An 11,714-nucleotide genomic window follows, 5' to 3' on the forward strand; every position below is an offset into this window, starting at 1 on the left:
GGTAAAATGCAGGCAAAAACCATATCCGGACAGTTCGTGGATATTCTAAACAGGAATATATTTCCGGCGGAAATACATATACGGGACAAAAAGATCATCTCCGTAAAGAAGACAGAAACGGCCCCGGAAGTATACATCCTTCCGGGATTTATAGATGCTCATGTACACATCGAATCGTCCATGCTGATCCCTTCGGAATTTGCACGCATCGCCGTAGTGCATGGTACGGTAGCGACGGTATCCGATCCGCATGAAATAGCGAATGTATGCGGTTTGGATGGCGTGCGGTACATGATTAACAACGGGCAGAATGTACCTTTTAAATTTTATTTCGGCGCCCCTTCCTGTGTCCCGGCCACCCCTTTTGAAACAGCGGGAGCGGAAATAAGCACAAAAGATATCGATACTTTACTGGCCAGGGAAGATATTGTTTACCTGGCCGAAATGATGAACTGGCCGGGGGTCGTACAACGCAATCCCGAAGTCATGCAGAAAATAGCCGTGGCACAGAAATACGGTAAGCCCGTAGACGGACATGCGCCCGGCCTTAAAGGAGCGCTTGCGGAACAATACATTTCCGCGGGCATTTCTACGGATCACGAGTGCTTCACTGCGGAAGAAGCCCTGGATAAATTAAAACACGGCATGAAAATAGCCATACGCGAAGGCAGTGCCGCCAAAAATTTCGAAGCCCTCATCGACCTCATCGATACGCATTCCGACAATATGATGTTCTGTTCGGACGACAAGCATCCGGACAATCTTGTGAAAGGGCATATAGATCAACTGGTGGCCCGCGCCATAGCTAAAGGAAAAGACCTTTTCCACGTACTGAAAGCCGCATGCCTGAATCCCGTAGATCATTACAATATGCAGGTAGGCAAACTACGGGAAGGAGACCCGGCAGATTTTATTGTCGTGAAGGACCTGGAAACATTTGAAGTAATGGAAACGTATATCGATGGGAAAATAGTAGCTAAAAACGGGAAAACCCTTATTCCGCGTTCGGAAAACAACATCATAAACAACTTCCGGACCTCCTTAAAAACCCCTGCCGATTTTGCCGTGAAAGCGGAGGGACGACACATCCGCATCATCGAACCCAAAGATGGGGAACTTATTACTTCCGAAACAGTCTCTCCCGTAAAAGTGAAAGACGGTTATGCCATACCGGATATAGAAAGCGATATATTGAAAATTACAGTGGTCAACCGTTATGAAGAAACTCCTCCTGCTGTGGCATTTATCCGGAACTTCGGTCTGAAAGAAGGTGCTATAGCCTCTTCTGTCGCCCATGATTCACATAATATTATTGCCGTCGGAACGGATGATACTTCCCTGGCAAAAGCAATAAACTTTATTATGGAAAGCAAAGGCGGAATCTCTGCGGTCCGAAAAGAGGAACATCTGCTCCTCCCCCTTCCCGTCGGAGGGATTATGTCTGCAGATGACGGGTATGAAGTTGCAAAAGCGTATACCGCCATTGATTCCATGGCAAAATCCATGGGAGCCTCCCTGCAATCTCCTTTTATGACCCTGAGTTTTATGGCCCTACTCGTTATTCCCGATCTGAAATTAAGCGATAAAGGGTTATTTGACGGGCAGAAATTTGCATTTACCGAATTATTTATTTCTTAATACCGGACACATATTCTTTGCCGATGTGTTCTATCGTCCGGGAAAGTGGTTTGAATTCCAGGCCGAGTTCTTCCCTGATCTTCGCACTGTTATACGGGTTCTTGGTTATTGCCGTTGCGGCCAGCAACCTGCTTAGTTTTCTTTTCCGCCCTGTCAGTTTACTTTTCAGCCAGTCCAGTCGCCATAACCATTTGAAGGCCCATGCGGGCACTTCTTTGCGGGGAGCTTCTTTACCAACCGAAGCCGCAACCATGGTCAGTACTTCTTTAAAACTCAGGTTTTCAGCCACAACTACGAACCTTTCATTTTTCACCTCGCTGTTCATAAGTCCTGTCATTATGGCAACCACATCTTCAACATCCACATAACCGGTAACACCATGGGTATAATAGTTTAATCCTTTGTAAACCTGCCTGAAAAGTTTTCCACTTCCTTTCTCCCACCCTTTTTTACCCGGCGGTACGCCCAGTACGATGCCCGGGTTTACGATCACCACTTCCAGGCCTTCCTGGCTGCCCCGCCATACTTCCATTTCCGCACCGTATTTGGTGAGCGCATAGACGTTGTTTTCCGACTCGGTGTTCCAATTGGTTTCTTCCGTGATCAGGTCTCCTCCTATGCTCTTTCCGAGGGTGGCAACGGAACTGACATGGCATAATTTTTTTACACCGTGCACCAGGCACAGGTTTACCACGTTGGCCGTACCTTCCGTATTGATCTTCCTCAGAACAGCATAGTCCGACGGGTCAAAAGAAATGAGCGCTGCCGCATGATATACCCGGCTAATGCCACCAAAGGCATCCGAAAATGCGGGAACATCGGTGATATCCGCTTCCACCCATTCGATACGGTCAAACCGTGCCCTGTCTTCCGCAGAACCGGAAAACATGGCGGCCACGGCATCAATATCACTGCCTTTCCTGTAAACCGCCCGTATTTTATCTTCTTTTCGGGTTAATGCGTATAATAAACGGGATCCAACAAGCCCCGTTCCTCCGGTGACTAAAATCATAGCACCAAAGATATGTATTTTACGGAGACCTCTTCCCGGTATCTATCTACAAAATAGCGGATCAGGATGAGTAGAAACTACGGGAGGGCACGTCGTGTAAAAAAATGGTGTTTTGACTGCCATGAATCCACTAATCTTTGTTAGACGGCACAGGTAGCCGAATATTTCCGCTCCTTAACCTGAAACCTGCAGGCTTTACAGAATTCAATCTTCACAACTTTCATCCCTGATCCAAAATAACTTTTATTGGGTTCCTCAATTGCCTATTTATTGTAAATTTGCGCTTGTTTACCCAAAAAGGAAGAAGACATGGTCAAAAATTTTGTTGAAGAACTGCGTTGGAGAGGAATGATCCACGATATTATGCCGGGAACGGAAGAACAACTGAACAAGGAACCTACATCTGCTTACGTGGGTATTGACCCTACTGCGGATTCCCTGCATATAGGGCATTTGGTGAGCGTTATGATGCTCCGCCACTTTCAGCTTGCAGGCCATCGTCCCGTAGTTCTTGTAGGTGGCGCCACCGGAATGATCGGTGACCCTTCCATGAAATCCGAAGAACGCAACCTTCTGGATGAAGACACGCTTCAAAATAATATTGCAGGAATCAAAGCGCAATTATCCGGATTGCTGGACTTTAATTCGGGCCTGTCCAATGCAGCTTTACTGGTAAACAATTACGACTGGATGAAGGATTTTTCCTTTATCGGTTTTGCCCGTGACGTAGGCAAACGCATTACCGTAAACTACATGATGGCTAAAGATTCGGTTAAAAAACGCCTGAGCTCGGATTCCGGTTCGGGAATGTCTTTTACGGAATTTACTTACCAGCTTATACAGGGATACGACTTTTACCATTTATACAAGACACATAACTGCCTGTTGCAAATGGGTGGGTCCGACCAATGGGGAAATATTACCACCGGTACGGAGCTCATCCGCAGAATGAGCGATGACAGCGCCAAGGCCTATGCCCTTACTTGTCCGCTTATCACCAAGGCAGACGGCTCTAAATTCGGAAAAACAGAGGGCGGAAATGTTTGGCTGGACCCGGAGAAGACTTCACCCTACAAGTTCTACCAGTTCTGGCTGAACACTTCGGATGAGGATGCGGAAAAATACATCAGGATATTCACCTTCCTGGATAAGGAAACCATAGACGGACTAATAGCCGAACATAAAGAAGCTCCGCATACGCGCATTTTACAACGCAGGCTGGCCGAAGAGATCACCACCTTTGTACATGGTAAAGAAGAACTTGAAAAGGCCATAAAAGCCTCGGAAATACTTTTTGGCAAAAGTTCTTCGGAAGATCTGAAAGCTCTTGACGAAAAAACCTTTCTCGATGTATTTGACGGCGTACCACAAGCCGAAGTTGCCGCGGCTGTTATAGAAGAAGGACTGGATGTTATAGGCGCGTTGAGCGAAAAGTCCGGATTCCTGAAATCCAACGGTGAAGCCAAACGTGCACTCAAGGAAAACTCAATCTCTGTCAACAAAGAAAAAGTAAACGAAGGCTATACGATTACGGATAAAGACCTCATCAACAATAAGTTTGTTTTACTGCAACGCGGTAAGAAGAACTATTTCGTGTTGGTTAAGGTTTAGATTTGAGATCTGAGATTTTAGACATTAGATGCGGTATTTAAAAACGGGGCTTTTTGTCCCTGTTTTTTTGATGGTTACACGGCCGTGCAACGCTACCGGAGGATAACTACATTACCATAAGATTACATCCGCGTATATCGGAATGGTCGAACCTGCCCAATACTTCAAAACTTCCGTCCGGGTGTGTTTTGCCCAGGTCTTGGGTGGCAATAAAGGAACAGGAATTTATATTAGCAAGGTCTATGACATTGATACCGCCTGTCCTTCCTCCGGGCTGTAACGATAGTGCATCTTCCGGATCTCTTATAACGATCTTCATCCACGGGGGGCACTTAAAACTGCCGTTCCCGGAAGAATATGCCTGTGATAATAATTCGGTCATCCCATACTCGCTGTGTATCTCCGGTACGTCAAAGCCTTTACACAATATCCGGTGCAGTTCTTCGCGAATGAGTTCTTTTCTCCTACCTTTCATCCCTCCCGTCTCCATGATGATCGTATTTTTCAATTGAAATTCACGGCTTTCCAAAAGGTCCAGCAAGGCAAACGAAACACCGATAAGCAGTATCTTTTTCCCGCTTTTGTCCAGATCTTCCAGTTTATCGCTCAGTGCAGCCAGGTCGTGCAGGTAAAAACCACTGTTTTTATCGGCCGACCTGCGTATGAGCTCATCTGCCATATAGATCAGGGAAGAGCCCTCGCGCTCCAGATAAGACGGTAACAGGGCAAGTACTGTATAGCCCTCAATATCTCCGTAAAAACGCTTAAATGCCCTTAAAAAGCTTTGTTCGTATATGCTCCGGTCCGTAACGTAATGTTTACTGGTACTCATCCCCGTAGTACCGCTGCTGGTAAATATTTCTTCGGGAGTATCTTTCGAAGCAACTACGGTATGCGTTTTGAAAAATGAAATGGGTAAAAAAGGGATTTCCTCTATTGATCTTATCTTTTCGGGTTTACGTCCAAGAAGATCACAGAATTTCCGGTATACCACATTATTCCGGTACTGGTATCGGAAGACATGAAGAGCAACAGCTTCGAAATCCGTATCATTGGCTATATTAAAAACAGCATCATTTCCCATCGGACGACATTGTACTTTACCTGCAAAAACCGGGTAAGCCGGCGTTGAACGCATGTTCTATTCTTCCGTGGCTATTTCCTTCATCCTCTTAAAGAGGAAGATCAGCAGGAACAGGCCGGAAAATGCCGTGAATATTACCAAGGGTAACAGCCATTTTTTCGATGAAGTGATTCCTTTTCTGGGAATGTTGATCTTTATGGATACGTCTTTTATCACTTTATCCGCATCCGTAGCTTCAACCGTAAGCTTGTCAATCTCTTCGAACAGTTCCTGTTGCGAATTCACCAGTGTCCCCATTGATCCGATCTGGGATTCGGACCTGAACAGGAACAGGTTATCTTCGGGTTTGATCCCTTCGGCTTTCGCATTTCCCTGAGCTTTAAGTATATCATTAATATACCGTACGGCTTCCTTATTCGTTTTTATTCGCGATGACAAGTTATCGCCCAGGCTGCTTTTTATCGTATTGTAATAATCGTTATCATTCAGAAAATCCAGGATTTTTGCAACTACTTTTGAAGAGTTCTTCCTCGTTTTGGTATAGATGGTTATCCTGTGAAACTTGTAGTTTTTCGCAGTTTCCATAGCACCTACCGTAGACGCATCTCCTTTCAGTGCCTTAAATGCCTCGAGATTGGTGCGGTTTTCTCCCAGAAAGCTATAGATATCTACGATAGGTTCTATTTCAATGCCGGAAAAATAATTCACGGAATCTATTCCCATCCTCTTGAAAAAACTGATATCTCCAATCTGTCTTTTCGCATCGAGTTCCTGAATACTGGTGTACAAATAATCCACGCTGCCAAAGTTGGGCACGACGATAACCTCGTTACTATAGGTTTTGGAACCGGAAGAATCCATAAAATACCCGGCGATAAACCCCGCTATGATAAGGATGAGCAATAGTATGGCAAATTTCTTATAGAAGAGAAATACGCTATAGATGCCTCTGATAATCCATTTGAAGAAATCCTTGATCTTCTGAAGTAAAACGCCCAGATCTATTTCGTCGGAAGTATCGTTTTGTCGTGTGTTTTCATTCATAATATCGGTAGTTTTTCAGGAACCGGATAATCTTTTAGAACCCGGCCGGGGTGTTCTGTTTCAACCTTTGTTAAGTATTTGTTCCAGTATTCTTCGGGTTATCAGGTAAGTGGGTTTCACTCCTGTGGTGCCCAGGCCTCCGGAGGCCAGGGTGCTTCCCGTTTCCAGCGGGTTATCGGAGGCATAATACGCGTAACGTACCTTAACGTCTTCGGCTATGCTTTTTCTTATCCTCGATGCAGACTGAATGGCTTTCTGATAATGTGCTCCTTCCATCTCCAGCCCGACTACATTCCAGGTGGAGTCGTGGAAGAACTTCAACAGGTCCTTGTTTTGCAAAGAGGTTCCCAGTACGGTAATCATAGTTCCTTCAAAGACTTTCAACCCGTGTCCTTCGAAATCCTCTTTACAAAGTTCGTTCTTAAAAGGATAATTATCCGCCGTTCCTTCGAAAATATGGGACGAAGGGATCATCAGGTCTCCCTTGCCTCCTTCGAGGATTCCCGCTTTTCCCATAACCGACACGGAAACCACGTTCAGAAAATGGAGTTTGTCTTTCTTTTCTGTTCCTTTCGCCTGCTTATTTTTATCCTTATACGGCTTTAAGAGTTCGTCTATAGTTTCGTATGCCTGTTCCCCGAACGCATAATCCATGACAAAAAGTACGGGCTTTTCGTTGTCGGGAAGATCCGTGTTAAAATTATAATCGGCATGGCTGAAATTTATCCTGGCCGTGTCAAATACCTGCACATCTATATTGGTGCCGGAGGTATCGTCTATAGAGACCATACCGTTTTTAAGGGCAAATGCTTTTACCTTATCGCGCATGGACCCGTTACCGGGAAGACTAAGCGCCTCATAAAGTTCCAGACGCTCTTTCCCAGAGACTTCTTTTTTAAGGGCTTCCGCGGCAAAAATGGAGTTCATCACACTGTGCATATTGGCGCTGATAATGTGTATGGGCCGATGTAACAGTTTATCTTTCTGCAGAATCTTTTTTATATTGTTCGCCCAGGCCTCTCCGTGAATATGATGTCCGAGCCTCTCCCTTAGTATAGGACTAAAAGTAACGGTCCGCTTATTGTTGTCTCTCTCTTCTTCTATGGCCAGTTTTCCCATCCAGTAAACAATATGCAAAAAGCGATCAGGCATCTGTTTGGTGGCAAAGGCCCGGTGGGCATCGAGGGCTTCGTCAAAAGTCCTTCCGAGGATGTTAGCTATATGTATAAGGGCTATTTCTCTTTCTGCCCGGGTAAGTTTTCCTTTCTGTACGGCATTTTCCAGTTTAAACCAATCCCTGTTGGTTTCGCCGGTTTCATCCATATAAACACGTCTGCATATCTTCTGCGACTCTATGTACAAAAAGGTAAGGTGTGTGAGAATATCATAAATATCCGAACGTCCGCGGGTAATTTCAATACTCATCTGTTCTTCGTCTACCCGGTAACAGTTTCTTCTTCTTTTGGGTGGAATAATCGGTTGAAAATGCGATTTTTTATATCCTTCGTCGGAAGTCAGGTTTATATAACGGCATTCTTCAATACCTATGGGAAGCCTGTCCAGGATATACATCAGCCCGTTCAGCTCTACCTTATCTTCGGCAATGGAGCCGTAGATCTCCGGGCGAAGCTGTAAAAGGGACTGCCGCAATGTTTCCCCGGAAATTCCCATAGGCTTATAGAACCCCCGGTTGAACAGATGTCGCATGGTAATGTACATCCGCTCAATAGCATTGGTAGATTCCTGTGCCCGTGTCCTTCCTTTAATTTTACTCATATCTTATTTTCCGCACAAAAATACGGGATTTTATATTATCTGCATATGTAATTTTTGTAAGGAAGGGAGTGGAAGCTATTGCATGGCTCTTTTCAGGTCCTTATTTGCTATGTACCCTTCCTTGCGCAATTTCCTCACTACTTTACGCGCCAGGTTATTATTTATAGTTTCATAACCGGCATAGAAGTCTCCGGAAACCCCGGAGGTCGCCATCCATATATTTTCTTTCGAAGCGGCATCGATGAGATACACATGAAATTTGGCATCGGGCTCATACCTGGTGGAGATATCCCCGTCCAACCCGTCAATATGCTGCTTCTGTTGCCAGGATGCCTGTTTTATAACCAGGATTGCAGGGGCTTCCCAGGCTTCTATCTTATCGATAAATTCATCATAACCGTAGTCTCTATTAATATCAAAAAGCTCTCCTGCCGTTATAACCTGTGTAGGGAACATATTCCTGGTAAAGGTTTTTTCAAGTTGTTTTCTGTATTTAGCGCCGTCCAGATTGTTAAAATTCCGGCGGAAGGTCTCGTTATAGGTAATAGAATCCAAACCGGTTATGTCATTTTTCGACGATGTCCACACCACGGCTATCTTATCGTAAATCCTTACAGGTTCTTTTATCGTATATGAAGATATATTTCCGGAGGCACAGCTCCCCAATAACAGTAATGCAAAAAATGTAAAAATAAATAGTTTTGTAAGAGTCATTTGATGTTTCATTGGGTTCAAATTTTATATTGATATAATGCTTCTGCCAGTTTACGATCGTTAGACAAGCGTTGTACTTTATTCTGACCGCCAAGTTTTCCTATGCTTCTCATATAATCTGCAAAACCGTCTTTTTTTATTTTCGTTATCTTCAGGGGTTGCAGTATGTTGCCTGCGATAAGATCATAGTAATAACTGTTCTGTTTCCGGAGGGCTTCATCGATTTTGAGGGCAAAGCCTCCCGGGTTTTCCGGCTCTTCCCCGAATTCCACCAGCCATTCGTGATACGGGAGTTCGTCTTCTCCCGGATCGGTCTGCGGGGCCACGGTAAATTCGTTTATACTTCCCCCGAAATTTTCAAGACCCTGGCGCATCGCTTCTTCTACTTCTTTGGCTATAACGTGTTCGCCAAAGGCGGATGTAAAGTGTTTTATCCTTCCGGAAACAATTAAACGATAGGGTTTCAATGAAGTAAACTGTACGGTATCTCCCAGGTTATATGCCCATAAGCCGGCATTGGTGGATATAATCATCACATAATTCACACCGGTTTCCACATCCTTGATGGTAATTCTTTCCGGGTTTTCCTCAGAAAACACATCGGCACGAATAAATTCATAAAAAATGCCGGAATTCAGCTGAAGCAACATCCCTTTTTCCTTTTGGGAGTCCTGATAGGCAAAAAACCCTTCGCTGGCAGGAAAGAGTTCTATACTGTCTACTTTTCTTCCGATAAGATTTTCAAACCTGGCCCTGTAGGGTTCGTAATTCACGCCGCCGTAAATAAAAAGCCGGAAATTCCTGAAAATTTCGCCCACCTTTTTACCTGTCCTGGCATGCAATTTTTCAAAGTACATCTGCACCCACGAAGGTATTCCGCTTATAACGGCCATATCTTCCCTGAGTGTCTCCTCCACAATCCTGTTTACCTTGGTTTCCCAGTCATCGATACAATTGGTTTCCCAGCTGGGCATCCGGTTTTTCTGGAGGTATTTGGGCACATAATGTGCTACGATGCCGGACAACCTGCCAAGTTTTATACCGTTTTTCTCCTGAAGTATGGGGCTTCCCTGTAAAAAGATCATTTTCCCGTCTACAAAGGAGGCATTCCCGGTTTCGTGAATATAACACAATATGGCATTTCTTGCCGCTTTGATATGGTGAGGCATGGAATCGGCCGTTAAGGGTATGTATTTGGCCCCGGAGGTGGTGCCGGAAGTTTTGGCAAAATACACCGGTTTACCCTTCCATAACACATCTTCTTCACCTTCAACCACACGCTCTACATAGGGTTTCAGGGCTTCGTAGTCGCGGACGGGAACCCTCTCCACAAAATCCTCATGATTCCGGATCTGCCCGAAATCGTGGTCTTTTCCGAAAGCGGTCGCGGAAGCGGAAGCTATGAGCTCCCGGAATATTTTTTCCTGGGTTTCTGCCGGACGGTCCGCCCATTGCTGAATCTTTCCGTATGTAATTCGCGCAAATATTTTTGCGGCAAAAGATTTTAAAGACATATGCTGAATTTGACAAATCACCGCGAGTTGCCCCAGTAGTGGCGAAAGCGGTTTCCCGGTTTTTTATTTTAATCAAAATCTATATAGTCGGTGGGGTTCACCGGATAGCCATTACTCCACAACTCAAAGTGAAGATGCGGGCCTGTAGAAAGTTCGCCGGTATTGCCCATGGTAGCGATTACTTCCCCGGCCTTTACAAGTTCTCCCTGCGACTTCGTAAGGGTTCCGTTGTGTTTATACACGGATATAAGGCCGAAAGAGTGCTCAATAATACAGACGTAACCCGTTTCTACCGTCCATTCGGCAAATATAACAACACCATCGGCAACTGTTTTTACCGGGGTGCCGGAAACACCGGTTATATCTACGGCAAAATGTTTTCCTTCGAGGTTAAAAGTATTGGATATAGCCCCTGAAACCGGGGGAAACAGTACAAAATCCACTTTGGAAAGGGCGCTTCCTACCAGGTTATACTTATCTTCCATGGCTACTTCCTCTCGCAGTGCCATATCTTCTTCACCGGGGGTAAGGTCTACCTCGGAAAGGTCCGGACGTTCTTCTTCGGCCAGAGAATCTGCCCGCGTTTCTGCTTCCATATCGGCCGGACTTATTTCTCCTGTCAGAACTTTTTTAACGTTATCTATGTATCTGTCGTTATAATTCAGGACGGAAACCAGAGAATCCGTCTTATATGTGAGTTCGGCAACCTGTCTTTTTAACGCTGTGGAAGAATATCCGGGAATGTATTCACGCAAGGGGGTAAACGCAATCAAAATAGTGGTGATCGCTATGAGAAATACGGCAAAGGATGTCCCCACCACAAAAACGTTAAGCCTGTTAAGCCGGAAGGAAAGCCGCTCTTCAAAAGTATCTTCGTTCAGAATAACCAGTCGATACTTGTGCAAAAGCTTTTTTGCAAGTTTCTTTCTTTTTGGTTTATTTTCTGCCATAGTTCTTGCAAATATAACGTTCTATACAGAGCTCTGTTCTTAAAAATATAATAATTAACGCCGCGATTAAACTTTTCTTATTACCTTTGCTATAGTAAATTTAAGGAAAAATGATGTCATTGAATATTTTTTTAGGAATGATCGGCCCGTGGCAGATAGTATTAGTAGTAGTAGTACTTCTGTTGCTTTTCGGCGGTAAAAAAATACCGGAACTGATGCGGGGGCTTGGAAGTGGGATAAAAGAATTTAAAGACGCGACGAAAGAGGAGGAACCTTCTCCCGAAAGCAACAAGAAAGAATAGTTTTATTCTACTATAGACAATCTGAACGACCTTTATCCCAACCGGGATAGGGGTTTTTTTGCTTAATTA

At 44.7% G+C, this 11,714-nt stretch carries 10 protein-coding genes; 3 read left to right on the forward strand and 7 right to left on the reverse strand.

Features of this window, described 5'->3' with window-relative positions:
• The first annotated feature begins 6 nt into the window (after positions 1 to 6).
• On the forward strand, positions 7 to 1,638 hold the full coding sequence (gene ade, locus ACVBDY_RS06335; RefSeq protein WP_447174624.1) for an adenine deaminase: 1,632 nt from the start codon (positions 7 to 9) through the stop codon (positions 1,636 to 1,638).
• Here ade and ACVBDY_RS06340 read toward each other — a convergent pair.
• The gene (locus tag ACVBDY_RS06340; RefSeq protein ID WP_447174625.1) at positions 1,628 to 2,650 is read right to left on the reverse strand and encodes an NAD-dependent epimerase/dehydratase family protein; all 1,023 of its coding nucleotides are present in this window, start codon (positions 2,648 to 2,650) and stop codon (positions 1,628 to 1,630) included. The two genes, ade and ACVBDY_RS06340, sit on opposite strands and share 11 nt — an antisense overlap.
• A 309-nt stretch (positions 2,651 to 2,959) precedes the next feature.
• Between ACVBDY_RS06340 and tyrS the strand changes: the two genes are divergently transcribed.
• Positions 2,960 to 4,261 carry a tyrosine--tRNA ligase gene (gene tyrS / locus ACVBDY_RS06345; protein WP_447174626.1) on the forward strand — a complete coding sequence of 434 codons (1,302 nt, stop codon included), beginning with the start codon at positions 2,960 to 2,962 and terminating at the stop codon, positions 4,259 to 4,261.
• Positions 4,262 to 4,367: 106 nt separating this feature from the next.
• On the opposite strand, the gene ACVBDY_RS06350 is transcribed toward tyrS, so the two are convergent.
• From ACVBDY_RS06350 to ACVBDY_RS06375, 6 genes are all read right to left on the reverse strand, one after another.
• Positions 4,368 to 5,345, reverse strand: coding sequence for a LuxE/PaaK family acyltransferase (locus ACVBDY_RS06350; RefSeq protein WP_447174665.1), 978 nt, complete (start codon positions 5,343 to 5,345; stop codon positions 4,368 to 4,370).
• Positions 5,346 to 5,402: 57 nt separating this feature from the next.
• On the reverse strand, positions 5,403 to 6,389 hold the full coding sequence (locus ACVBDY_RS06355) for a hypothetical protein (protein ID WP_447174627.1): 987 nt from the start codon (positions 6,387 to 6,389) through the stop codon (positions 5,403 to 5,405).
• Positions 6,390 to 6,449: 60 nt separating this feature from the next.
• Complete coding sequence (locus ACVBDY_RS06360; RefSeq protein WP_447174628.1) at positions 6,450 to 8,165, reverse strand: DUF6909 family protein; 1,716 nt, start codon at positions 8,163 to 8,165, stop codon at positions 6,450 to 6,452.
• Positions 8,166 to 8,240: 75 nt separating this feature from the next.
• The gene (locus tag ACVBDY_RS06365; RefSeq protein ID WP_447174629.1) at positions 8,241 to 8,891 is read right to left on the reverse strand and encodes a hypothetical protein; all 651 of its coding nucleotides are present in this window, start codon (positions 8,889 to 8,891) and stop codon (positions 8,241 to 8,243) included.
• Between the two features lie 5 nt (positions 8,892 to 8,896).
• Positions 8,897 to 10,393: a GH3 family acyl-acid amido synthetase gene (locus ACVBDY_RS06370; protein WP_447174630.1), complete on the reverse strand. Its 1,497-nt coding sequence runs from the start codon at positions 10,391 to 10,393 to the stop codon at positions 8,897 to 8,899.
• A gap of 68 nt (positions 10,394 to 10,461) precedes the next feature.
• Positions 10,462 to 11,343 carry a M23 family metallopeptidase gene (locus ACVBDY_RS06375; RefSeq protein WP_447174631.1) on the reverse strand — a complete coding sequence of 294 codons (882 nt, stop codon included), beginning with the start codon at positions 11,341 to 11,343 and terminating at the stop codon, positions 10,462 to 10,464.
• A 110-nt stretch (positions 11,344 to 11,453) separates the two neighbouring features.
• On the opposite strand from ACVBDY_RS06375, the gene tatA reads away from it, so the two are divergent.
• Positions 11,454 to 11,645 (forward strand): twin-arginine translocase TatA/TatE family subunit, encoded by a 192-nt coding sequence (gene tatA / locus ACVBDY_RS06380; protein WP_447174632.1) that lies wholly within the window; start codon positions 11,454 to 11,456, stop codon positions 11,643 to 11,645.
• The last annotated feature ends 69 nt before the right edge of the window (positions 11,646 to 11,714 follow it).

Source organism: Sinomicrobium halophytocola (assembly GCF_052983395.1).

Coding starts and splice junctions, on each gene's coding strand:
- ade (WP_447174624.1), top strand. CDS start 7: ATGCAGGCAAAAACCATATCCGGACAGTTCGTGGATATTCTAAACAGG.
- ACVBDY_RS06340 (WP_447174625.1), bottom strand. CDS start 2,650: ATGATTTTAGTCACCGGAGGAACGGGGCTTGTTGGATCCCGTTTATTA.
- tyrS (WP_447174626.1), top strand. CDS start 2,960: ATGGTCAAAAATTTTGTTGAAGAACTGCGTTGGAGAGGAATGATCCAC.
- ACVBDY_RS06350 (WP_447174665.1), bottom strand. CDS start 5,345: ATGGGAAATGATGCTGTTTTTAATATAGCCAATGATACGGATTTCGAA.
- ACVBDY_RS06355 (WP_447174627.1), bottom strand. CDS start 6,389: ATGAATGAAAACACACGACAAAACGATACTTCCGACGAAATAGATCTG.
- ACVBDY_RS06360 (WP_447174628.1), bottom strand. CDS start 8,165: ATGAGTAAAATTAAAGGAAGGACACGGGCACAGGAATCTACCAATGCT.
- ACVBDY_RS06365 (WP_447174629.1), bottom strand. CDS start 8,891: ATGAAACATCAAATGACTCTTACAAAACTATTTATTTTTACATTTTTT.
- ACVBDY_RS06370 (WP_447174630.1), bottom strand. CDS start 10,393: ATGTCTTTAAAATCTTTTGCCGCAAAAATATTTGCGCGAATTACATAC.
- ACVBDY_RS06375 (WP_447174631.1), bottom strand. CDS start 11,343: ATGGCAGAAAATAAACCAAAAAGAAAGAAACTTGCAAAAAAGCTTTTG.
- tatA (WP_447174632.1), top strand. CDS start 11,454: ATGATGTCATTGAATATTTTTTTAGGAATGATCGGCCCGTGGCAGATA.